Origin of the sequence: Rhizobium sp. FKL33, assembly GCF_005222915.1 — a bacterium.
In the GTDB taxonomy this organism is placed as follows: Bacteria; Pseudomonadota; Alphaproteobacteria; order Rhizobiales; family Rhizobiaceae; genus Rhizobium_E.
Genome location: NZ_STFX01000021.1, coordinates 14,029 through 38,088 on the forward strand (window position 1 = coordinate 14,029; position 24,060 = coordinate 38,088).

Consider the following 24,060-nt stretch of genomic DNA (forward strand, 5'->3'; position numbering starts at 1 on the left):
CGGCATGGCCGCCGACTTTCCGTCGGCTGCAAGCCTCTCCTCTTCACCCGCGGCGCCGCCGCCATTCTGACGTGCAAGGCGTTAATCTCACTTCACGATGGACGAAGCGCCCATGGCTGTTTTATGAAGGGAACCGGAAATGAAGTGGAAAGCAGCCCTCTATGGTGAATTATATTGAAGCCGCCGCCGCGCCGATGAAGAATACCGGCGTGATCAGACTGTATGGCCCCGACGCCTTTGAAGGCATGCGGCGCGCCTGCCAGCTGACGGCGCGCTGCCTCGACGCGCTTTGGCCGATGATCAAGCCGGGGATCACCACCAATGAGATCGACCGCTTCGTGCTGGAATTCGGCCTCGCCCATGGCGCCCTGCCTGCGACGTTGAATTATCGCGGCTATCGCAAGGTCTGCTGCACCTCGATCAATCACGTCGTCTGTCACGGCATCCCCGACGACAAGCCGCTGCGCGACGGCGACATCGTCAACATCGACGTCACCTTCATCCTCGACGGCTGGCATGGCGACGCGAGCCGCATGTATCCGGTCGGCGAGGTCAAGCGCGCCGCCGAGCGTCTGATGGAAGTCACCTATGAATGCCTGCTGCTCGGCATCGCCGCCGTCAAGCCGGGCGCGCGCATCGGCGCCATCGGCGAGGCGATCCAGACCTATGCCGAAAAGGAGCGCTGCTCGGTAGTGCGCGATTTCTGCGGCCATGGCGTCGGCGCACTGTTTCACGATGCGCCCAACATCCTGCATTACGGCTCGGCCAAGGACGGCCCCGAAATCAAGGAAGGCATGGTCTTCACCATCGAGCCGATGATCAATCTCGGCCGCCCGCATGTGAAGGTCCTGTCCGACGGCTGGACGGCTGTCACCCGCGACCGCTCGCTGTCGGCGCAATACGAGCATACGGTGGGGGTCACCAAGGACGGCTGCGAAGTCTTCACTCTGTCGCCCACTGGCCTCGACCGACCCGGCCTCAAATAAGGGACCCCAGATGGCGCTTCCGATCGACCCCGAGACTGGACGCGACCTCAACGAGATGGGCGAGGACGATCCGCCCGACGAGCGGGGCTTCTTTTTCGAAAGCGCGCCGCGAAGCCAAGCGCGGCCGCCCGCGGCGCAGGCGCCGCCGCCCGCCCATTACCACGGCCATCGCGACCGGCTGCGCACGAAATTCCGCGATCTCGGCGACAGCGCGCTCGCCGACTACGAAATTCTCGAACTCTTCCTCTTCCGCCTCATTCCCCGCCGCGACACCAAGCCCATCGCCAAGGCGCTGATCGAGCGCTTCGGCACGCTCTCCGGCGTCTTCGGCGCGCCCACCCATCTCCTGCAGGAGGTCAAGGGTGTCGGCGAGGCGGTCGCCACCGACATCAAGCTGGTGGGCGCGATCGCCCATCGCTCGCTGCGCAGCGAGATCAAGGGCCGCGCCATACTCGGCTCCTGGTCCTCGGTGATCGATTACTGCAGCGCCGCCATGGCGCATGAGACGACAGAACAGTTCCGCATTCTCTTCCTCGACAAACGCAACCAGCTGATCGCCGACGAGGTGCAGCAGCGCGGCACCGTCGACCATACGCCTGTCTATCCGCGCGAAGTCGTCAAGCGGGCGCTGGAGCTCTCGGCCACCGCCATCATTCTCGTCCACAATCACCCTTCCGGCGACCCGACCCCGTCCCGCGCCGATATCGACATGACCCAGACGATCATCCAGACGGCGAAACCGCTCGGCATCACCATCCATGACCACATCATCATCGGCAAGGACGGCCACGCCAGCCTGAAAGGCCTCCGACTAATATAAATATCAATTCAGAAATTTATCGAGTTTTTCTAAAGCGAAGCCGAAGCCGCTTAAACCACTGCATCAACTAGTCTCCCTGCCTGCCCGCCGCAAGCGGACCCGGCTTGAAGCAGGGATTCGTTTTCAGCACCTCCCGCATGATGTCGTAGCCGAGCGCCCGATAGCTTTCGAACTGGGCTTCCGTGAACCACTGGTCGGTGGTCGGCTCATGCGGAAAGGCCGGATGCGCATTGGCGTAGGCCTTCACGCCGGCGCTTTCATTGTCGTTGTGGAAACTGGCCTTGACATAGACGAGCACGCCATCCGGCGCATCGTCGCCGTCGGCGGCCCCGTAATCGATGCGGGCGACGGCGTGATAGGGCGCGGTGACAGTCGTTCCCAAGACCGCCGGGCGCGGCTTCAACGCTTGAAGGTTCTGAAAGGTGATCGGCACGCCGAAATCGATCTGGATCTTGCGGATGCTGTCGCCGAGATCGGAGAAGGTGAAGTCGGGATCGCAGCTGGCATCCACCACCAGAATGCAGCGGCAGCGCCGGCGCACCATTTCATAGAGACCGAGATTTTCGAAATGGCCGCCGTCCGACAAGCTCACATTGGGGCGGCTGTCCGTGGTCAGGCCGAAAGCGTCGAGGATCAACGGAAAGGCCGCATGCCGTGGTCCGCTATGCCGCCAGGAACGTTCCCCCGCCGGGCCGGGATTGCCGAGCCACCAGCCCAGCCGCACATTGAACAGCGTCAGCAGCAGCGACACGGTGGGCGAGGAATGATAGCCCATGCTCGGATTGACCGCCGCCCCCGAGATGGCCATGGCGGTGCCGAGCGAAATGCCTGACTTGGTCTCGAGCAGGTTCTTGCGCTTCCACCAGCGCGGCCGGCTGAGATCCGCGCCGCCATATTCGTCCGAGCGGCGATAGGCGCCGCGATAGGCGGTCACCACTCCGCCCGGCTCGTCGCGGAGGCCGGTCAGCGAGCCCGCGCCGCTATGCAGGGGCGAAATGGTGAAGGACAGCGCCTTGCGTTGCTGCCAGGCGAGATTTCGCGTCGAGACGATGTTGAGCGCGACGTTGAGCACATGGAAGGGGCGCCAGGCCGCGCCGCGGGGGATAGCCTCGCCCGTTGGCCAGAGTTCGGCCATGTCGGGATTGTCGTGCCGGTCGAAACCGGTGAAGCGGTCGGGCTTGCGGCCGAGATGCGAGGCGCCGAGAAAGGCGCGGATCAGCCTGTTGCGGTAAAGGCCGTGCAGCGAAAATCGGTTGATGTTGACGAAATTCGATCCGATGAAGCCGACGAAGGCCAGGATGGCGGACGCGATCAGCAAGGCGCCGACCCCGGCAGGCAGTTCCCGCACCGCGATCTTGCTCTGGCCCCAGACCGTGGCGAAGCCCTGTTGGAACAAGGGATAGTCGTCGAAGGAGACGAGATAGGCGAACAGCGACTGCCCGAGCACGAAATAGTCGATCACCGCCGAACCGATCGTGATCAGCAGCAAAAAGAACAGCGGGGCCGACAATTTGGCGGCGAGGTCGTAGCCGAAGGACATCGTCCGCGATTGAAACTTGCCGAGGGCCGAGCTCTTGCTGCTCGCGCCCGTCACCACGCCGATCACAGCGGTGATGCCGCCAGCTGCGGCGATCCAGTCCGTCAAATTGTCGAAACCGGCGTCGGCGTTGCCCACCAACAGCGAGCCGAACAGCGTCAGTCCGACCACCACGATCCAGGAGACGCCGGCTGCGATGCACCAGCCGGCGGCGCGGGCGAACCATTCGCGTTGTTCGTCCGAATAGAGGCTGGCGCTGGTCAGCGCCACATAGGCGGTCTCGGCGGTCACTTGCGCCAGGAGCAGCCAGGGCGGGCCGAAGATCAGCAGGAGCGCCAGGCGAAGACCGCTATCGCTGCCGGAACCGAGCAGATGCGCCCCCACCGCCAGCACCGCGCCATAGACGAGGCCGGACAGCACCCAGCCCCATACGCGCTTGTCCGTCAGCCTATGCCAGTTGCTCGGCGACAGCGCCACGGTCACCAATCGCGCCGTCGTCAGCAGCGTCAGCAACTGGGCGAAGGCGTAGACGACCAGTCCGGCGATCGCGCCGAGAATCACCAGATCCCACAGAGTGAAGACGATCAGCACCTGATAGGCCAACACCGTATGCAGCATGCCCGTCCAGGCCGCCCCGCCCAGCAGGAGCGGCAGGAGATTGCCGCGCAGATAGGCGCTTTGCGGCGGGCTCGCCGGCCCGCTCAGCGATTGCTCCTTGAGCGTGAAGCGAAGCGCCAGCAGCACCAGCGCCAGCGAGACGGCGCCGAGGATCAGCAGCGCAGCGCCCGTCGCCTGCGATCCGAAGGAATGCGGAAGCCAGGCTACCCCGATCGTCAGGAATTTCAGCGCGATCACCGCGAGCAGCAGGATCGGCAGCAGCACGACCCAGTTCAGCGCCATGTTTCTCAGCACCATCGCCACCGCCGCCCAGGTGTCGGCGGAGAGCAACCCGACTTTCGGGGTCAGATAGTTGCTGTCGCGGCGAAGATCGCCGATCGGCGTCGGCTCCACCGCGTTGATCCGCTCCGTCCGTCCCGTCAACTGCTCCTGCACCCGCTCATAAGGCTGGCGCGACAGCCAGGCGGACAGCCAGGCGCCGATATAGCCGCCGCCGGACACCGTCGAGAGATAGTGGAAGGAAGAGAGAGCGTCGCGCTCCTGCTTGTCCCTCTCGGCCAGCGCCTGAATGACGCCCAGCGAGAAGATGGCGCTGCGCACGCCGCCGCCGGAAAGACAGATGGCCTTGGATTCGAGCCGGTTCAGCCCGACGCCGAGCTCGGCGTCGTCGACCCCGTCGAGCGCGTCCTTGCCATGGATCCGGCGGGCTTCTTCTCTGAGTATCTCTGTGGTGCTGAGCGGACGGGACATGAGGGGCCTCCGTGAAAACTGACGTCAGGAATGGGAGTGGAGAATGACGTCGGCGGCCTTTTCGCCGACGATGTAGACCGAGCTGACGATGAAGAAGCCCGGGATGCGCGGGAAGACGGACGCGTCGACCACGCGCAGGCCTTCCACGCCATGCACCTTGAAATCCGACGACAACACGCCGCCGCCATGCTCGTCGCCGATCGGGCATGTGCAGGAGGCGTGGTGGCCCCAGGCCTGGCTGCGCACGAAGTCCTTCAACTCCTCGTCGGTCTGCACGGCGGGCCCGGGAAGCAGTTCACGCTTGGCGATCCCTTTTTTGTAAAGCGCCTCGGTCGCCTTGCGGACGAACTTCACGCCGTCGACCACGCTTTTGAGATCCTGGCCATTCTTGTCGTCGCCCTCTTCGAAATAGCGAAATAGGATCTCCGGCGGATCGCGCGGATCGGCGCTCTTCAACGTCACCGAGCCGGCGCGATTGAGGGTGTGGGCCTTCAGCACCGCCCAGGTCAGGATGTTGTGGCGCTCCGGAAACAGCTTGGAATAGCCGGGGAAATAGCCGCGGAATTCGCCGAGCAGCGCAAAGCAGAAGAGATCCGGCAAGGGCCGCTCGAGCGCCGAGCGGCTGATGGACGCCAGGACGGCGCCATTGGTGGTGTAGACGCCCTCGCGCGCCGAGGCCCAGGCCTTGTATTGCGGGTCGCCCTTGGCGAATTTCGCGCCTTTGAGCACCTCCCAGTCCTCGGCCATTTCGGTGACGACGCCCACCTCGTAACGGTCCTGCAGGTTCTTGCCGACGCCCGGCAGATGATGAACCACCGGTATGTTGAACCGCGAAAGCTGCGTCTTGTCGCCAATGCCCGACAGCATCAGAAGCTGCGGCGTATTGAACGCGCCGCCCGACAGGATCACTTCCTTCCTGGCCTTCACCCGTCGCTTTTCGCCCTCGCCGCGCGCTTTGAGGCCGGAGACGCGATAAAGCCGTTCGCCCTTGAGATAGTCGACTGCGACCGCTCTCTTGCCGTTGAACACCACCCGGGTCGCCAGTGCGTCGAGCTCGATATGCAGTCTGTCGGGATGTTTGTCGCGCGTCTCCAACAGGCGCTCGCGCGTGCCCAGTCTTGTATGGTTGCGATTGGTCAGCGGCGGGTAACGGAGGCCCGTGGCCTGGGCCTTGACCAGACGCCAGTCGTTCGGATCGCCCTGGCTCTCGAACAGCCATTCCACGGTTTCGTCGGCATTGGGATCGTTGCGCAGGATCTCGCCGGCGCTGTCCAAAAGCGTGGCGACCAGCGCCCGGTCCTTGAAGGCGCTGAGCGGCAGCGCCTTCTGCGTGGTCAGCCAGCCGCCGAAGCCGTGACCGCTCGGATTGAACAAGCCGGCGGTGAGCAGGTAGAGCAGCCTGTAGGGCCAGCGATAATCACAATTCTCCAACCTTCTGAACAGCGCCCGCATGCGCTTGGTGCTCCAGCTGGGGTCGCCGGTGAGATCGGCGATATAGTCCCAGTCCTGATTGTGCGGATAGACGAGAATCTGGGCGTTGTGCGCCGTGCAGCCGCCCAGCGTTCCAGAACGCGGATAGAGGATGCCGTCGACTTTGCGTCCGCCGAACTCGCCGACATATTTGGGATCGGCCGTCTGCGCCTCCTGGTCGGCATAGTGCCGGACGAAGAAGTCCCAGCGCATCGCCTCGTTTTCCGACGCGAAGGGATGGAATGCCGGCACGTCGTAGTCGTCGGGCAGACGATTTTCGGCCGGATAGGCGGGATCGCCGCCGCTGAGGAGATGCGGGTCGCCGCCGGCCTCCAGAACCAGCACCTTCTGCCCCCTCTCGGCGAGCCGCGCCGCCACCGTGCCGCCGCCTGCGCCGGAGCCGACGACGATATAGTCGTATTCCGCCTCGGGCGCCGGTCCCTTCGAAACATCTGCGTCTGTCATGAGCATGCCCTTCCTCTCGCACATGAAGATGGAGGCGCCGGCGGGATCGACCGCCGGCGCTGCGGGGTCAGAACGTCTTCAGGAATTCGATCAGCGCTTTCTTGTCGTCGTCGGTCAGAGCCTTGGTCCCGGCGACTTTCCCCGTGCCGAAATAATGGCCGCGATTGACCTCGAAATCCGGGCATTTGCTGAGGTTCAGCAAAGGCTTGGCGAGATTGGCGAAGGCCTTTTTCGCCTCCGCGTCCGTCGCATTGTCCGGCAGCGACTTGAGGTCGCGCAGCGCCGTCTTCAGAAGGCTGATCAGTTCGGCGTAACGCGGCAGGTTCTGCGCCAGCGTCGCATCGTCCTTGTAGAGTTCGGTGTTGGAGAGCAGATTGACCGGCGTGCCCTTGGGGATCGGCCCGATGCGCAGTTCGCCCTCGCCGAAGATCGACGGCAGCCAGCGGCTGAGCGGATCGATCAGCGCCTGCAATCCCTCGGGCAGGAAACCGCCCGGCACGATGAGATAGCTCGACGCGGTGGTGCGGTCGATCAGGAACACGCCCTCTTTGCCGAATACGCTGTCATGGGCGCGCCGTTCGGGCCACAGCATCTGCTCGATCGACGCGTCGAACACCTTCATGCGCCCTTCGATCGAGGGATCGCCGTTGAACGGCCCCACCGAATTGTTGAGAAGGTAAGGCGCGGTCGACCAGAGCGAGATCAGCGAGGGCACGCGGGTGTAACCTCGCCCGCCCGCCGGCATCTTGAACGTCGCCGCTTTGCCATCGAACGGGTTGCGGATCGAGATCTCGCCGACCGACGGCAGATCCTTGTAGGATTGCGAGGAGAAATTGTCCCAGACATTGCCGGCGATGGCGTTGGTGGCGAGCGGGCTGCAGGCGTTGGTTTCGAGCAGCGTCACCGGAACGCGCATGTCGGTGGAGAGGTAATTGCCCTCCAGGAAATCCGGCGCCTTGACGATCTCGACCATCTTGGCCTTGAACTCGTCGGTCTGGGTCCAGCGCCAATAGTCGTTCCAGCAATCGAGATAGCCGGGTCCGTTGCAGGTGTTGAGGTCCAGCGTCTTCGGCAGCGGCGGGGCCTTGCTGGAATGGCAGCCTGCGCAGTTTTCCGCGAAGACCTCTTTGCCCTTGTCCAGCACAACGGCGTCCGTGCTCAGATGGGCAGCGCCTTCGGCCAAGTCCGCGAGCCTGTGCCCGGCCTGCACCTTTGGGTTCAGGAAATAGGCGACCAGGTAAGGCGTCTGCGCTTCCGTCGCTTCCCAATAGCTCGAATTCTTGCGCCCGACCGCGATTTCGATCGCGGTGTTGGGCTTGCCGCCGAACAGCGGGTTGAAATGCCTGAGCCATTCCTCGCTGAACAGACCGATATTGATGAAGACGCGGTTGAGCGCTCCGAGAGCCCCGACGCTGTCGGCGCCGTCCTTGAGCACGCGCGGCGTGAACACCGTATTCGGCGGCTCAAAATAGTCCTTGAGCTGCTTGTTGTTGGTTTCGGCGCCCGCCAGCGTCTCCTGGCCGCGCTGCTTGGCCAGTCCCAACCGGGCCCCGAGCGCATAGACGGCGTTCATGGTGCGGGGATTGTTGATATAGTCGGTCGACACCAGCGACGTGTCGAGCGCGCCGGGGCGCGAGGTGTGCACGAGCTGGATCAGATAGTTCTTCTCGTTTTCCTCCCAGCGTTTGCGATCCTTATCGCCGCCATAGTTCCAGCCGAAGATGCGGTCGATCCAGAAATATTGCGCGCCGACCACGCCGCTGAGATTGTCCCATTTCGGATTTTCGGGATCGAGCGGCGGCCGCACCGGGTCGGGCCCGACATGACAGAAGCCGCAGGCCATGCCGACACGGTAGGGCCGCACGAGATCCTTGTCATTGTAATAGGAGGGATCGGTGTAATAGCGGTCCGCATCCCAGCGCGCCTTGGCTTTCTCGTCGAAATCGGGATTGGGAAACAGCCGGAGACCGACGATTCCCGTCGGCTCCCCATAGAAGGAGCCGACCGGCACGGCGCCGCCGCGAGCGCCGATCTTGACGCCCGGATATTTGACCGCATCGGCGAAGGGGTCGGGCGCGGCGCAGGCGGCGTCTTCCGTGCGGCGCCTGTCGAGCCAGAGGCCGAATTTGTCCGCCGCGCCCGTCTTCGGCGCTTCGAAACAGGGTTCGTTGATCAGCCCCAGTTCCCAGAACCGGTTGTCGCGCCCGTACGCCAGCGAGGGATGGCTGGAAATGGTCTTCAGAAGATCGAAATTGCCGAAGGCGTTGCGGGTGATCTCGTTCCAGAACCGGTCGTTGCCCGCCGTCCAGACCAGCCAGTTGTTGCGCCCGATCACCTCGTCGCGGGAGAGCTCCACACCGCCATCCATGCCCTTGAAGTAATCCTCGTCCGCCGCCGGAAAGGTCGCGGCGGAACGGCCGGCCTTTCGCGCCTCGTCCACGACGACATCATCGCCGCACGCCGTCAGAAAAAGACAAGCCGCCGCCATCGCGACGACGCTCCCGCGTCCACCACGCCACATGCTACACCCCCTTCATATCCTAGGAGTTGCAAGAAGTTGCTACTTGAGATTTATTTATGCTCTAACACAACCTATTATTGATTTTTCCAAAACACAAGACATAATCGCAGTCGAAAATTCGCAAACAAATATTGATCCATGCCTTGGACGCCGGACCACAGTCCTGTTGCGGAGCGAGATCGCCTGCGCAAACAAACATGGCGTCTTCAGAAAAACAAACTGCGTCTTCAACGGGAGAAGAGCCATGAAGAACGATGAATGCCGTAGTCTGAAGACGCGCACAGGGCGCCAGCATGCGAATATTCTAGGATCTCCCAGAGATATAACCCGGAGAATCACGGCGTTGATCCGCCTCTTCTCCGTGCTTTTTCTCGCATGTATCGGCGCAGCTGCAACCCCTGCGTTTGCTTCGGATCACGCCGATCCGACCCGCCTTCTCTATCCGGAAAGCAACATCACCGATCTGTTCTTCTATCCCGACGGCGACCGGATGACGCTGATCTTCAATGTCAGGCGCGCGCTTCTCAATCCGCCGCCCTACAATCTCACGAGCTTCGTCTACCGGGTGGATATCGATCTGAAGACGCCGGTGTCGTTCGAAAACGCCGCCAACCGCGCCCGCTATGGCGGCACGGTCCTGACCACCGACAGCCTGACGCCGACCGTCTCGGTGGTGCTGCGCCTCAAGAATGACGCGACCATCGACAAGGTGGAGTTTCCGGGCTTCCTCCAGCCGGAAAACATCCGCTACGAAGCCGCCGTGCGCGACGATCCCTTCAATTTCCCGCGCTTCTACAAGAGGAACGCCATCACCATGGTGATGAGCATTCCGCGATCCTCTTTCCCCGGAAATCCCGCCAATTTCATCCTGTGGGGCGGGACCTATCGCAACGGCGAAAAGATCGACCATGTCGGCCGCTCGATCCGCACCCAGTTGCCGCGCTTCGGTTTCCTCAACACGCTCGACCCGAAGAATCAGAAAGCCGCGCTCGAAGCCCGCAAGGGCAAGCTCGACGACATCTACAATTTCTTGAGGGGCAATCGCGAATGGTGGTCGCAGGCCATCGCCGAATTCATGGAGTTCACCATTCTGCTGCGCAAATACGATGTCGAACCGGATGTGATGATCTATTCCGACGCCTTTCCCGCCGGCTATCCCAATGGCCGGCTGCTGACGGACGACGTGGTGGCCCAGACCTGCGCCTTCGGCGATTGCCTGTTGCAGGAACTCTCCTACATCGAAGGCGAATGGCCGCGCTCGACCACCAATGACAAGCCTTTCCTCAGCGACTGGCCCTATGAAGCCGCGCCCTGGCCCTCGGCCAAGGAGACGCCGCCGACCCGCAGCATCTGGCCCTATGCGATTGCGCTGCTCTTCGGCGTCGGCCTCGTCTTCTGGCTGATCGGCGAAGCCTTGCGTTTCCTGCTCAAGCGGTTGTGGCGGTTATGGACGCGTTTCGTCATCTCCGCGCATTGAGTCTCGTGGCGGCGCTGCCGATCCTCGCGCAAGCGGCTCAGACGCCTGCCCATGATTTCTGGCTGGAGCCCGAACAGAAGAGACCGTCCGCCGGCGCAGTCCTGGGCGTCAAGCTGCTGGTCGGCGAACATTTCATCGGCGATTCCCTGCCGCGTCCGGCCGAGGGCGTCGAAGAATTCGAGTTCCTGCATGCCGGCGGCGTGAGCCGCGTCAGCGGCGGCGCCGGCGAAAGCCCTGCCGGCATCGTCGTCATGCCGGCCAATCCGGCAGGCCTCCTCGTCTATCGCGGCGGCGGCGCCTCGGTCGAATTGGCGCTCGCCGACTTCCATCGCTACGCCGACGCCTATGGTCTGCGCGATGCGATCGACAAGGAGGACGGCTGGAGGGAGCCCGGCCCTTTCAGCGAATGCTTCGACCGTTACGCCAAATCCGCGATCGGCGGCGCCGCAGCGGGAGGTTTGTCGGGCAAGTCGCTCGACTGGGATTTCGAAATCATCCTCTCGACGTTGCCGCATTCGGATGCGGGCGATCTCCGCGGCCGCCTGCTGGCCGAAGGAGAACCGGTCCCGGAAACCCTCATGCGGCTCTATCGACAGGGTGAACCCGGCCTCGAATTGAAAACGCGAACGGACAGAAACGGCGCTTTCGCCTTTCGCCTGCCCGGTCACGGCCATTGGGGCGTGATGGCGGTCGCCATCTCCCGGGCCGGCTTCTTCGCCTCCTGCGATTGGCAAAGCCGCTGGGCCTCCTTCAACTTCGACTGGAGCCCCTGACCATGCGGCGTCTGCTTCTCCTGATGCTGTGTCTGCTCTCCGCCGCGGCGTCCGCCGCCGCTCACGAGATCGGAACCACCCGCGTCACCTTGGACCTTCTCGCCGACGGCCGCTGGCGCGCCACGATCCTGACGCCGCCCTCGGCCCTTCTCGCCCGTCTCGCCGCCCGCAATCCGCATATCCCGCCCGAGGCGGGCATCGAAGCCTATCGTACGGCTCTCGCCGCTGCGATCCGTCTCGAGGTCGACGGTCAATCAACCGAAACGACACGGCTCGCTGCGAAACTCCATCAAGCCGAAGACAAGGATCGCCCCGCCGTGGCCGAGATCCTCGCGGAAGGCGTCGCGCGGCCAAACGCCGCCCATGCGACATGGCGATTCGATCTGGTCGCCAGCGCCTATTCCCTCTCCATCCATCGCACGGGAGGGGAAGAGCCGATGCTCATCTGGATCGACGGCGACGCCCGGAGCGCGCCGTTTTCGCTGACCGGCGCGGAGGAGAAAAGCCTCGCCGACATCCTGTCCGATTATGTCGCCCTCGGCTTCACCCATGTCCTGCCGCTCGGCCTCGACCATATCCTGTTCATTCTGGCGCTCTGCCTCTATGCGCCCAGGCTGAGCCCTCTCCTCATCCAGGCCAGCGCCTTCACCCTCGCCCATTCGCTCACTCTGGCGCTGACGATGACCTCCGTCATCCGCCCGCCGTCGAGCCTGGTCGAAATCCTCATCGCCCTATCGATCGCTTTCGTCGCGGTGGAAAATCTGGTCGCGCCGAAACCCACGGCCAGGCGCCCGCTAATCGTCTTCGCCTTCGGCCTCCTCCACGGCATGGGCTTCGCCGGCGCGCTGCGCGAGGCGGCGCCCGTATCAGGCGATCTCGCGCCCGCGCTGATCGGCTTCAATATCGGCGTGGAGTTCGGGCAATTGGCCGTGATCGGCCTCTATATCCTGCTGGTCGGGTTCTGGACCCGCAGCCGGCGCTGGTATCGCGCCTGGGTCGTATCGCCGCTGTCGCTGGCGATCGCGGCGGCCGGCGCCGCCTGGACATGGGAGCGTCTCCAGGCGGCGGGCTATCTCTGAAGCGGCTCAGGCCTCGATTTCGACCCGGCTCAACGGCCGCGAACAGCAGGCGAGCACATAGCCCTCGGCGATCTCGGCGTCGCTGATGCCGCCATTGTGGCTCATCGCCACCTCGCCGGCTCGCTTCTTCACCTTGCAGGTGCCGCACAGACCCGATTCGCAGGCTGCCGGAATGCGCACGCCCACCGAGCGCGCGCCCTGCAGAATGGTCTGGCCCGGCTGGCAGGACGCTATCTCGCCCGTGCCGACGAAAGCGACGTCCAGCGCCGTCTCGTCCCGAACCGACGCCTCACCATCGTCATTGGCCGGCTTCTGGGCTATATCGGTCACAGCAGCCGCGCCAAAACTTTCCTGGTGATAGCGGTTCATGTCGTAACCTTCGCCGCGCACCATGTCGCTGACCAGCTTCATGAACGGATCCGGACCGCAGCAGAAAATGTCGCGCTTCAGGAAATCGGGCGCGAGCATTTCGAGCTTGCGCATGTCGATGCGCCCCATCAGCCCCGCCCAGGGCGCCGCCCCGGAACGATGCTCCGGCAGGAAAGCCAGCTTGAGATTCGGCATCCGCGTGGCGAGCAGTTCGAGTTCTTCCCGGAAGATGATCTCTTCGGGCCGCCGGGCGCTGTTGACGAAGACGACATCCGTGCCCGGCGCGCAATCGGCCAGCCAGCGCAGCATCGACATCATCGGCGTCACGCCGGAGCCGGCCGAGACGAACAGGAATTTCCGCCCGAGATCGCGCCCCAGCGTGAAATGGCCGCTCGGACCGTAAGCCCGGACGCGCGAACCGGGCTTCACATTGTCGAACATCCAGCGCGTGCCCACGCTGTTGGGCTGCGCCTTGACGGTGATCGAAATGGCGTAGGGGCGCGAGGGCGATGATGAGATCGTATAGGTGCGGTGCAGGTCCCCGCCCTTGGCGCGCAGCTCGACCGTGATGAACTGGCCGGGCTGGTAGCGAAACCAGCCGCCGCCCTCCACCGCGAAGGTGAAGGTCTTCACATCCGGCGCCTCGTCGGCGACGCCGGTGCACACCAGCATCTGCCGCGAGGAGTTCCACGGCTTCAGCTCGTCGAGCGGAAGCGGGGTCGGGGTAGCGCCCATCAGCATCATCGCGCGCTCCTTTCGCTCAGGCGACCGAACGCAACGCGGGCTTGCCCGCGTCGGTCAGGCGCTTCTCCATGAAATTGGCGTACCATTCCACGAATTGCGCCACGCCGCCCTCATGCACTTCGGAATATGGACCGGGTTCGTAAGCCGGCGAATGAATGCCGAAGGCGTTTTCCTCGACGATCTGGCGATCCTGGTCGTTGGTTTCGGTCCAGACATGGGTGAGTTCGTCGAGACGATAATCGATGCCTTCGACCGCATCCTTGTGCACCAGCCATTTGGTGGTGACGGCGGTCTCGGTGGCGCTGATCGGCAGCACGCGGAAGGTCACGGCGTGATCGCTCAGCACATGGTTCCAGGTGGTGGGATAATGGAAGAGCAGCAGCGTGCCGATCCGGTCGAGGTTCACATTGTCCGACAGACGCATCTGCACCGCCTTGCGGCCGGAGATCGTGTAGCTGACGGCGTCGCGGAGCAGCGGCATGCGCGCGGCGCGGAACTGGCCGTCGCTGTCCATCACGAATTTGCTCGGCAGGCCGATGCTCTCGCATTTCGCCCAGTGTTCGGCGATTTCGGGATCGTCTTCCGCGCCGTTGACGCCGGTGGCAGTCGGGGCTTCCGGATAGGTCTTGCAGAGTTCGGGATGGTTGCCGGCGCAATGGTAGCATTCGCGGTTGTTTTCCCAGACGAGCTTCCAGTTGCCCTTTTCGATGATCGTGCTCTCGAAAGCGACCTTGGCGTCGCGCAGGCGATGCGGCAGGAAATAGGGCTCCATCGTCGCCCGGAACGGCGCAAAATCCATCGGCTGGTCGGCGAGACAGATGAAGATGTAGCCGCCCGCCGTTTCGCAGGCCACCGGCTTCAGGCCGAAATTGGTCGTGTCAAAATCCTCGCCCATCTGGCGCGCGAAAGCCAGCGAACCGTCGAGCTCATAGGTCCACTGGTGATAGGGACAGACGAGCTTGTTGGACTGGCCGCGTTCCTTGGTGCAGACGCGGCTGCCGCGATGGCGACAGGAATTGTGGAAGGCGTTGATGCGGCCGTCCTCGCCGCGCACGATCACCACCGGATAGGCGCCGACCTGCACGGTCATGTAGGAACCGGCCGTGGTCAGTTCACAGTCATGGCCGATAAACAGCCAGTCGCGATACCAGATTTGCTCAAGATCGAGCTTGAAATAATCGGGGTCGATGTAAAAGGGCTGGTCCAGGCTGTAACCCGGCTTGCGGGCGCGCAGTCTGGAGAGCATGTCGGCGCGAATATCCATGGTCGGTCCTCGTCAATTCAAGGACTGGGCATGGTGGACGAGCAAGGAAATCGACGAAAAGGCGCGCGCCAAGGCGCGGACGAGCCGCCGGTCTTCCCTTGATCGCCCACCGCGATCAGTCGGGTTATCTCGTCGAGGTTGGTGTCCGGGCTCAGACGCCGTCCCTCCCAGGACTTCCGCGAACTCCTTCCCAGGCAGTTTGCCCAGTGGCTCCCGTCGCGAATTCAGCGTCTCTACCGTTGCGGGGGCAGCGCCGGGTTTGTGGACCGGCTTCCCATTTAACCCGTCGGCCTAAGCCGTCGGGCGCCTCGATGAGCCGATATCACCACGGGTCATGCGACACGGCGAGTTCGTTTGCGACATGGGCTTGCTTGACAAAGAGAAAATCCGCGCCGGCTTGAAAAACAGTCGCCCTTGCATTCTTCGACCATGGCGCCGATATGCCCAGAGCCGCGCCGTGGTCCAGGACCGAAAGGGGCGCGGAGCTTCAAAAGGATTTTCCGATGAGCATGCTTTTTTCTCCTTTTCAGGCGCGCGGTCTGACGCTCAAGAACCGCCTGATGGTCGCCCCGATGTGCCAGTACACCGCCATCGACGGCGCGGCCAATGATTGGCACTTCGCCCATCTCGCCCGTTTCGCCATCGGCGGCTTCGGTCTCGTCATGGTCGAGGCGACCGCCGTGTCGCCCGAGGGACGCATTTCCTATGGCGATCTCGGCCTGTGGTCCGATTTCCAGATCACGCCGCTCGAGCGCATCGTCGCCTTCATCCACAGCCAGGGCGCGGCCGCCGCGATCCAGCTGGCGCATGCCGGCCGCAAGGCCTCCTCGCCCGTGCCGTTTCGCCCTGAGGTGAAAGAGGAAGAGAAGCTCTCGATCGGCTACGAAGAGTGGCAGCCGATCGCCCCGAGCCCGATCATCCATTCCGAAACCGCGCGCGGCTACAAGACGCCGCGCGAAATGACGCTCGAGGACATCCAGAGCTTCAAGGAAGCCTATGTCGCCGCCGTCGGCCGCGCCGAGGAAGCCGGCTTCGACGTGGTCGAGATCCACGCCGCCCATGGCTATCTGCTCAACCAGTTCCTGTCGCCGCTCGCCAACAAGCGCACCGATGACTATGGCGGCTCGCGCGAGAACCGCATGCGCCTGCTGCTCGAACTGGCCCAGGCCGTCCGCGCCGCCTGGCCGGCCTCCAAGCCGCTGTTCTGCCGCATCTCCGCCACCGACTGGCATCCGGACGGCTGGACGATCGAGGACAGCCTCGTGCTCGCCCGCGAACTCAAGGCGCACGGCGTCGATGTGATCGACGTCTCCTCCGGCGGCTTCGATGGAGCCGCGATCAAGCCCGGCCCGCTCTATCAGGTCGATCTCGCCGCCCGCATCCGCACTGGTTCGGAGATCCCCACCGCCGCCGTCGGCCTGATCACCGAAGCGCGCGAGGCCGAAAGCCTGCTCGCCGAAGGCAAGGCCGATCTCGTGGCGCTTGCCCGCGAGGCGCTCGACGACCCCAATTTCGCCGTCCACGCCAAGGTCGCGCTCGACCCGAGCGACAGCGCCTACGACTTGCATGCGCCGCAGGCCGGTTACGCCGTGCGCGCCAAGGACAAAGTGTTGCGCAAAGGCGCCTACGCCTGATCAGAAACACAAAGGCCCGGAAGCGTCGCTTCCGGGCCTCTATATTCTTCAAGTCTCAGACGATCAGACCAGACGGCTCTGCACAAGCGCCGCCTCGACGAAGCTCGCAAACAGCGGATGCGGCTCGAAGGGCCGGCTCTTGAGTTCTGGGTGATACTGCACGCCGATGAACCAGGGATGATCGGGATATTCGACCGTCTCGGGCAGCACGCCATCCGGCGACATGCCGGAGAACACCAGACCGCAATTTTCCAGACGATCCTTGTAGTCGACATTCACTTCATAGCGATGGCGATGACGCTCGGAAATCTCGGTCGAACCGTAGATGTCGGCGATCTTGGTGCCCTTCTTGAGCGCCGCTCGATAGGCGCCGAGGCGCATCGTGCCACCGAGATCGCCCGACGCAGAGCGCTTCTGCAGCTCGTTGCCCTTGACCCATTCGGTCATCAGGCCGACCACCGGCTCGTTGGTCTTGCCGAATTCCGTCGAGGACGCATGCTCGATGCCGGCGAGATTGCGGGCGGCTTCCACCACCGCCATCTGCATGCCGAAGCAGATGCCGAAATAGGGCACCTTGCGCTCGCGGGCGAACTGCGCCGCACGGATCTTGCCTTCCGAACCGCGCTCGCCGAAGCCGCCGGGCACCAGAATGCCGTGGACCTTTTCGAGATAGGGGGCCGGATCTTCCTTTTCGAACACTTCTGACTCGATCCATTCCAGGTTCACCTTCACCTGGTTGGCGATGCCGCCGTGATAGAGCGACTCGATCAGCGACTTATAGGCGTCCTTGAGGCCGGTATATTTGCCGACGATGGCGATGGTGACTTCGCCTTCGGGATTGTGGATGCGGCGGGAGACTTCTTCCCAGGCGTCCATGCGCGGCTGCGGCGCGGGCTCGATGCCGAAGGCGGCCAGCACTTCGTCGTCGAGGCCTTCCTTGTGATAGGCGATCGGCACGTCGTAGATCGAGGCGACGTCCAAGGCCTGGATGACGGCGGAGGCGCGCACATTGCAGAACAGCGACAGCTTGCGGCGTTCGGCTTCCGGGATTTCGCGATCGGCGCGGACCAGGAGAATATCGGGATGGATGCCGAGCGCCTGCAATTCCTTGACCGAATGCTGGGTCGGCTTGGTCTTGAGTTCGCCCGCAGCCGGAATATAGGGCATCAGCGTCAGATGCACATAGACGGCGGTGCCGCGCGGCAGGTCGTTGCCGAGCTGGCGGATGGCTTCCATGAACGGCATCGCCTCGATGTCGCCCACCGTGCCGCCGATTTCGCAGATCACGAAATCATAGCCTTCATTGCCCGACACCACGAAATCCTTGATCTCGTTGGTGACATGCGGAATGACCTGCACGGTCGCGCCGAGATAGTCGCCGCGGCGTTCCTTGTCGATGATGTTCTTGTAGATGCGGCCGGTGGTGATGTTGTCGGCCTTGTTGGCCGAACGACCGGTGAAACGCTCGTAATGGCCGAGGTCGAGGTCGGTTTCCGCGCCGTCGTCGGTCACGAAGACTTCGCCATGCTGGGTCGGGCTCATCGTGCCCGGATCGACATTGAGATAGGGGTCGAGCTTGCGCAGCCGGACCCTGTAGCCCCGCGCCTGAAGCAATGCCGCCAGTGCTGCGGCCGCGATCCCCTTGCCGAGAGAGGATACCACACCGCCAGTGATGAAAACATATCGCGCCATGGGCTTTATCCGTTACTGCGTCCCGGCTGATTCCGCCAGTCCTGATTTCAACTTCATGCGAAATTGGAAACGCTCGCGCATTCCCAACAAAAAACCGGCAGGTCCAGCCTGCCGGTTCTGTCAGCCATCGAAGGCCTTGTTATTGCGCGGGCGTCTGCTGCCCGTTGGTCGCCGGCGTCGTGGCGGCGCCTGAAGGCTGGTCCGGCGTCGCTGCGGGCTGAGCCGGGGTCGCAGCCGGCTGGGCCGGGGTGGCGGCGGGAGCCGCAGCGCCGGTCTGGGCCGCAGGCGCAGCCGAATTGGTGTTGTCGCCGCCGGTCGGAATGGCGTTCGGATCAGCCGGCTTGGCCTCCGGCTTCTTGCCGCCGAGCGAATCCAAGAGACCATTCGGGTTGGAGCCCGAGGTGCTGGTCGGCAGCTGGTTCAGAATGTCGGTCGGCTTGGCTTCATACTTGGCCAGCAGGCCGAGACCGAGCGACGTGATGAAGAACAGCGCGGCGAGGATCGCCGTGGTGCGGGTCAGCGCATTGGCCGCGCCGCGGGCGCTCATGAAGCCCGAGCCGCCGCCGATGCCGAGCCCGCCGCCTTCGGAACGCTGGATGAGCACCACGCCGACAAGCGCCAGCACGATCATCAGATGGATCACGATCAATACGGTCTGCATAAGTCCTATCCTGTTTGGGCCCTTCCGGAAAAAGCCCAGTTTCGCGGGCGCTCTTACACGAGCGCACACAGATTTGAAAGCCCCCGGCGAGCGAAATGCGGCAATCGCCCTGTGATCGGGGAAATGACGATCAGGAGATCAACGTGTCATACACGCCGCAAATGGCGAGGAAATCAGACGATTTCAAGCTCGCCCCGCCGATCAGCGCGCCGTCGACATTGTCGACCGCCATCAGTTCCGCAGCGTTCGACGGCTTGACCGAACCGCCATAGAGAATGCGCATCTTGGCGCCCTCGGCGCCGAAACGGGCGACGAGCTCCTTGCGCATGAAGGCATGCGCTTCCGCGACATCGCCCGCCGTCGGCGTCAGGCCCGTGCCGATCGCCCAGACCGGCTCATAGGCGATGACAGTGTTTTCCGCAGTGGCCGCATCCGGCACCGATCCGGCGAGCTGGGTTTCCAGCACATCGAGCGTCTGGCCGCCCTTGCGCTCGGCTTCCGTCTCGCCGATGCAGACGATGGCGGTCAGTTCGGCCGAATGCGCCGCTTCCGCCTTGGCCCGCACCAGCGCATCACTTTCCCCATGCAGGGTGCGGCGCTCGGAATGGCCGACGATCACATGCGTGCCGAAGCAGTCGGCGATCATGGCCGCGGAGATGTCGCCGGTATAGGCGCCGGATTGCGCCGTGTGGCAATCCTGCGCGCCGATTTCCAGCGGGCTGTCGGTTAGAAGGGCGGTCGCGACATAGAGAAGCGTGGCCGGCGGGCAGATCAGCATGTCGATCTTGCCGGCGAGCGCGAGCGCGCCCTCGCCCATCGCCTTGAGTTCGTTGAGCTGCTCGCGCTGCCCGTTCATCTTCCAATTGCCCGCCACGAGCGGCCGAACGTCCGGTGTCATCTCGTCTCTCCCGAAATTGTCCCCGCCGCTCTATCAGAGGCGGGGAAAAGCCGGCAAGCGAATTATGGCGGGTCGGACCTCGGGCGTGATCGCCTCAGCGGGAGAAGATCCAGTTGAGGCTGTCGCGCCAATCGGTCATGCGGACAGGCGTGCCGTGAGATCCCGTCTGGAAGAGCACGAAGCGGGTGGGATATCCCTCCTTCTTCAGCGCCTTGTAGGCCGCGATCTGCTGATCCGCCTTATAGACGCTGTCGCGTGAGCCATGGCTGAAGAACAGCGGCAATTTCGCCTGATGCGCGGCGCTCGCCTTGAAATCGGGATCTGTGACGCCGCCCATCACCATCATGCCGCTCAATTCAGCCACCGTCTGTGGATCGCGGGCGATGCTCCAGCAGATGAAGCTGCCCATCGAGGCGCAGGACAGCACGATCCGCGCCTTCGGCGCATTCGCCCTCACCGTCCCGATCAGCGCCGAAATCTCCTGGGCGCCGGCGGCGTCGAAACTCCTGACCGACGGCGCGAGATAGACGCCGCCATTGTCGACCGCGAGATTCTTCAGCCGGTTGAAATTGCCGCCGAAGCGCTTGTCATTGGCGCCCAGCTTGCGATCGCCGCCGCGGCCATGAATGAAGATCACCGCAAAACCCGCATTCCTGATCTTTCCGGCGCGGAAAATCTCGATCTCGCGACCGCCTGCCTCGATCTCCTCGAAGTCCTGTTTCCAGCGCACGCCGAGCGAGACATAGTCGCCCTTCACCTCGCGCTCGGGCACGCTGTCGCGGCCGTTGATGTCGCGCATCTCCTGATAGTCGACGGTGATGAAGTCGCCATTGTCCTCGGACGCGAGGATTGCCGGATAGGAAAACAGCGCGTCCTTGAACGGCTTCATCTCCAGCGCCGAGGCCTGAACCGTGGCCAAAACCGTGACGACGACGGCGATTGCGGCGCTTTTCGCCAACTGAACTGTGGACATTGCCTTCCCCCTCGCCTGCATTTCGCATGCGCGCTTGCCTTTCGGCGCTTTCGGACGCAAATCTCGGCCAATCGCGCCTGTCCGCGGCTTCTGGCAGAATCTGCTGATTCGCGGAACCAATCACTTCCGAACAGGACACTATGAGCCAAGCCCTGAACCTATTCGACGACATGCCCGAGAGCCCGAAGCCGGAGCGGCCCGCCGCTGCGCCGCCCCAGGCCGCGCCGCAGGAACAGCCGCCGAAGTCGGGCGACGATTACGGCGCCTCCGCGATCCGCGTGCTCGAGGGTCTCGAGCCCGTGCGCATGCGTCCGGGCATGTATATCGGCGGCACCGACGAGAAGGCGCTGCATCACCTCTTCGCCGAAGTCATCGACAATTCGATGGACGAAGCGGTGGCCGGCCACGCCAACTTCATCGAAGTCCATCTCGACGCCGAAGGTTTCCTCACCGTCACCGACAATGGCCGCGGCATTCCGGTGGAGAACCATCCGCAGGTTCCCGGCAAGTCCACCCTCGAAGTGATCATGACCAAGCTGCATGCCGGCGGCAAGTTCGACGGCAAGGCCTATGAAACCTCGGGCGGTCTGCACGGCGTCGGCGTCTCGGTCGTCAATGCGCTCTCGGATTTCGTCGAGGTCGAGGTCGCCCGCAATCGCAAGCTCTACCGCCAGCGCTTCTCGCGCGGCATTCCGCAGGGTCCCTTGGAAGAACTGGGCGATGTCCACAATCGCCGCGGCACCCGCGTGCGCTTCCATCCCGATCCGCAGATCTTCGGGCCCCACGCCAAATTCGATCCCGGCCGCATCTACCGAATGTCGCGCTCCAAGGCCTATCTGTTCGGCGGCGTCGAGATCCGCTGGTCCTGCGCGCCCGAACTCGTGGCCGGCACGGAATATGAAGACAAGGCCGTCTTCCATTTCCCGGGCGGCCTCAAGGATTATCTCGCCGCCCAGATCGGCAAGGATTTCACCGTCACCCGCGACATCTTCGCCGGCAAGACCGAACGCGGCGGCCATGGCTCGGTCGAATGGGCGGTGACCTGGTATGGCGGCGACGCCATGCTGCATTCCTATTGCAACACCATCCCGACGCCCGAAGGCGGCACGCATGAGGCCGGTCTGCGCATCGCGCTGACCAAGGGCCTCAAAGCCTATGCCGAACTGACCAACAACAAGCGCGCCGCCAATATCAGCACCGACGACGTGATGATCTCGGCCGCCGGCATGCTGTCCGTCTTCATCCGCGAGCCGGAATTCGTCGGCCAGACCAAGGATCGCCTCGCCACCGTCGAGGCGCAGCGCATCGTCGAAAACGTCATCCGCGACCCCTTCGACCATTATCTCGCCGACAATCCCAACGAAGCCGACAAGCTGCTCGAATGGGTGATCGAGCGCTCGGAAGAGCGCATGCGCCGGCGCAAGGAGAAGGAAGTCAGCCGCAAGACGGCGGTGCGCAAGCTGCGCCTGCCCGGCAAGCTGGCCGACTGCTCGCAAAACTCGGCCGACGGCGCCGAACTGTTCATCGTCGAAGGCGATTCGGCCGGCGGATCGGCCAAGCAGGCGCGCAACCGCGCCAATCAGGCCATCCTGCCGCTCAAGGGCAAGATCCTCAACGTCGCCAGCGCCGGCAAGGAGAAGCTTGGCGCCAACCAGACCATCGCCGATCTGATCCAGGCGCTCGGCTGCGGCACGCGATCGAAATATCGCGAGGAAGACCTCCGCTACGAACGCGTCGTCATCATGACCGACGCCGACGTCGACGGCGCCCATATCGCCTCGCTCCTGATCACCTTCTTCTATCAGGAAATGCCGGATATGATCCGCAAGGGACATCTGTTCCTCGCGGTGCCGCCGCTCTACCGCATCTCGCAAGGCGCCAAGGTGCTCTACGCCCGCGACGACGCCCACCGCATGGAACTGATGCAAAAGGAATTCACCGGCCGCGGCAAGATCGAGATCAGCCGCTTCAAAGGTCTCGGCGAGATGTCGCCTCCCCAGCTCAAGGAAACCACCATGGATCCGTCCACCCGCACGCTGCTGCGGGTCGATATCGACGAGGTGGATTTCGAAGGCACGCGCGGCGCGGTCGACGCCCTCATGGGCACCAAGCCCGAAGCGCGTTTCCGCTTCATCCAGGAACGGGCCCAGTTCGCCGAAAATCTGGATATTTAGTCACATTGTAACAATTGCGACGGTCAAACCGATACACATTCTTAAGGGGCGGGAGTCTATCTTCACCCCTTAAAACATGAATGGGTTTTAGAATGTCAGCTTCGCAAACCGCAGCTTCAACGGTGACGATCGACGCACGCTCGTTCCAGCGCGTGGTCGTCAACCTGGCCGGCCGCCTGATGCTGCCTGATTATACAGAGCTAGAATGCAAGGCGATCGACATGTCGCCGGGCGATATTCATTTTCACTGCGCCGCCCTGCCGAAGATCGGCGACCGCATCATCGCCTATGTCGATCACATCGGCCGCATCGAAGGCTCGGTGATCAAGCTCGTCGACCACGGCTTCGTCACCACCATCAACGCCACTGACCGCAAGCGCGAGAAACTGGCGGCCCAGCTGACCTGGCTCGCCAACAAGACCGCGCTCGGCCTGCCCGAGGATCGCCGCCACGAGCGCATCACGCCGCGTTCAGCCCGTTCTGAACTTGCGCTGGATGACGGCCGCACCTATCCCTGCCGCATCATCGACCTGTCGATGTCGGGCTGCGCGATCGAAATCGAAGTCCGCCCGGCACTCGGCACGCCCGTGCGACTGGGAACCATGCGGGGCCGCGTCGTCCGCCAGTTCCAGGAAGGCGTCGCCATCGAATTCGCCAGCCAGCTCAGCCGCGAGCATTTCGAATCCTACCGCTGACGCTTTCTTAACGCCGATTTTTTTGAAGGCCGGGCTTTTCGCCCGGCCTTTTGCATGTCCGCTATCCGGCGCGGCCATGCGCGTCGGATCCCAAGCGATCCCGCATTTCATTCCCCGCGAAAAAAAATCAAAAAAAATTCTGGCGATTTTTTCGGCCTCCCAGCCGTTTCAACAGCCTTGGCGCGTCATCACATGTCCTGCCTCAGCCCGGCACAAACTGTTTCGTCCTGGCACAGCGCGGCGTCCCACCCATCCATTACATCAGGATATGCGATGACCCTGAAAAATTCTGCAGCCAATTCATAGGGATACCGGCATTCCGCTAAAACTTTCGTCAGATTTGGCGCGAATTCGCCGCTGATTTTCGCTTAAATCTCATCGATCTTTATTCAAGTATACATCGCATTAAAATCAATCTTTATTCAAAGTATAGAACAGTTCTATTCTTATTTGTATTTGA

17 protein-coding genes and 1 riboswitch are annotated in these 24,060 nt (G+C 63.2%); of the genes, 8 read left to right on the top strand and 9 right to left on the bottom strand.

Annotated features, from left to right (window positions below; translation table 11 throughout):
* Window positions 1-161 precede the first annotated feature (161 nt).
* Entirely contained in the window at window positions 162-986 is an 825-nt protein-coding gene (map, locus tag E8Q41_RS13215) for a type I methionyl aminopeptidase (RefSeq protein WP_137156021.1), read from the top strand.
* A 55-nt stretch (window positions 987-1,041) separates the two neighbouring features.
* Window positions 1,042-1,806, top strand: a complete 765-nt coding sequence (gene radC / locus E8Q41_RS13220; protein ID WP_137156172.1) for a DNA repair protein RadC — start codon at window positions 1,042-1,044, stop codon at window positions 1,804-1,806.
* Window positions 1,807-1,873: 67 nt separating this feature from the next.
* On the opposite strand, the gene E8Q41_RS13225 is transcribed toward radC, so the two are convergent.
* The 3 genes from E8Q41_RS13225 to E8Q41_RS13235 all read right to left on the bottom strand — a co-directional run bounded on the left by E8Q41_RS13225 (window position 1,874) and on the right by E8Q41_RS13235 (window position 9,086).
* The gene (locus E8Q41_RS13225; protein ID WP_137156022.1) at window positions 1,874-4,711 is read right to left on the bottom strand and encodes a patatin-like phospholipase family protein; all 2,838 of its coding nucleotides are present in this window, start codon (window positions 4,709-4,711) and stop codon (window positions 1,874-1,876) included.
* Window positions 4,712-4,735: 24 nt separating this feature from the next.
* Entirely contained in the window at window positions 4,736-6,646 is a 1,911-nt protein-coding gene (locus E8Q41_RS13230; protein ID WP_137156023.1) for a GMC oxidoreductase, read from the bottom strand.
* Between the two features lie 67 nt (window positions 6,647-6,713).
* Window positions 6,714-9,086 (bottom strand): hypothetical protein, encoded by a 2,373-nt coding sequence (locus E8Q41_RS13235; protein ID WP_205910389.1) that lies wholly within the window; start codon window positions 9,084-9,086, stop codon window positions 6,714-6,716.
* Between the two features lie 424 nt (window positions 9,087-9,510).
* Here E8Q41_RS13235 and E8Q41_RS13240 point away from each other — a divergent pair, with 424 nt between their 5' ends.
* Genes E8Q41_RS13240 through E8Q41_RS13250 form a run of 3 tightly spaced genes read left to right on the top strand, consistent with a single transcriptional unit; the run spans window position 9,511 to window position 12,496 of the window.
* A complete protein-coding gene (locus E8Q41_RS13240; RefSeq protein ID WP_137156025.1) occupies window positions 9,511-10,644 on the top strand; it encodes a DUF4331 domain-containing protein in 1,134 nt (377 codons plus the stop codon).
* Window positions 10,614-11,417 (top strand): DUF4198 domain-containing protein, encoded by an 804-nt coding sequence (locus tag E8Q41_RS13245; RefSeq protein ID WP_137156026.1) that lies wholly within the window; start codon window positions 10,614-10,616, stop codon window positions 11,415-11,417. The genes E8Q41_RS13240 and E8Q41_RS13245 overlap by 31 nt, the downstream gene beginning before the upstream one ends.
* A 2-nt stretch (window positions 11,418-11,419) precedes the next feature.
* A complete protein-coding gene (locus E8Q41_RS13250; RefSeq protein WP_137156027.1) occupies window positions 11,420-12,496 on the top strand; it encodes a HupE/UreJ family protein in 1,077 nt (358 codons plus the stop codon).
* Between the two features lie 6 nt (window positions 12,497-12,502).
* On the opposite strand, the gene E8Q41_RS13255 is transcribed toward E8Q41_RS13250, so the two are convergent.
* Window positions 12,503-13,609, bottom strand: a complete 1,107-nt coding sequence (locus tag E8Q41_RS13255) for a hybrid-cluster NAD(P)-dependent oxidoreductase (protein ID WP_137156028.1) — start codon at window positions 13,607-13,609, stop codon at window positions 12,503-12,505.
* Window positions 13,610-13,625: 16 nt separating this feature from the next.
* Complete coding sequence (locus tag E8Q41_RS13260; protein ID WP_137156029.1) at window positions 13,626-14,873, bottom strand: aromatic ring-hydroxylating dioxygenase subunit alpha; 1,248 nt, start codon at window positions 14,871-14,873, stop codon at window positions 13,626-13,628.
* 118 nt (window positions 14,874-14,991) lie between these two features.
* Window positions 14,992-15,199: riboswitch (cobalamin riboswitch) on the bottom strand.
* Between the two features lie 177 nt (window positions 15,200-15,376).
* On the opposite strand from E8Q41_RS13260, the gene E8Q41_RS13265 reads away from it, so the two are divergent.
* On the top strand, window positions 15,377-16,507 hold the full coding sequence (locus E8Q41_RS13265; RefSeq protein WP_137156030.1) for an NADH:flavin oxidoreductase/NADH oxidase: 1,131 nt from the start codon (window positions 15,377-15,379) through the stop codon (window positions 16,505-16,507).
* Window positions 16,508-16,570: 63 nt separating this feature from the next.
* Here the strand turns inward: E8Q41_RS13265 and E8Q41_RS13270 are convergent, their stop codons facing one another.
* The 4 genes from E8Q41_RS13270 to E8Q41_RS13285 form a co-directional block, all read right to left on the bottom strand.
* A complete protein-coding gene (locus E8Q41_RS13270) occupies window positions 16,571-18,199 on the bottom strand; it encodes a CTP synthase (protein WP_137156031.1) in 1,629 nt (542 codons plus the stop codon).
* A gap of 139 nt (window positions 18,200-18,338) precedes the next feature.
* Window positions 18,339-18,860 (bottom strand): preprotein translocase subunit SecG, encoded by a 522-nt coding sequence (secG, locus tag E8Q41_RS13275; RefSeq protein ID WP_137156032.1) that lies wholly within the window; start codon window positions 18,858-18,860, stop codon window positions 18,339-18,341.
* Window positions 18,861-18,990: 130 nt separating this feature from the next.
* Window positions 18,991-19,758 (bottom strand): triose-phosphate isomerase, encoded by a 768-nt coding sequence (gene tpiA / locus E8Q41_RS13280; protein ID WP_137156033.1) that lies wholly within the window; start codon window positions 19,756-19,758, stop codon window positions 18,991-18,993.
* A 94-nt stretch (window positions 19,759-19,852) separates the two neighbouring features.
* On the bottom strand, window positions 19,853-20,731 hold the full coding sequence (locus E8Q41_RS13285; protein WP_137156034.1) for a hypothetical protein: 879 nt from the start codon (window positions 20,729-20,731) through the stop codon (window positions 19,853-19,855).
* Between the two features lie 140 nt (window positions 20,732-20,871).
* On the opposite strand from E8Q41_RS13285, the gene parE reads away from it, so the two are divergent.
* Window positions 20,872-22,905: a DNA topoisomerase IV subunit B gene (gene parE, locus E8Q41_RS13290; RefSeq protein ID WP_137156035.1), complete on the top strand. Its 2,034-nt coding sequence runs from the start codon at window positions 20,872-20,874 to the stop codon at window positions 22,903-22,905.
* A 92-nt stretch (window positions 22,906-22,997) separates the two neighbouring features.
* Window positions 22,998-23,600: a PilZ domain-containing protein gene (locus E8Q41_RS13295; protein ID WP_246660179.1), complete on the top strand. Its 603-nt coding sequence runs from the start codon at window positions 22,998-23,000 to the stop codon at window positions 23,598-23,600.
* Window positions 23,601-24,060: the final 460 nt, after the last annotated feature.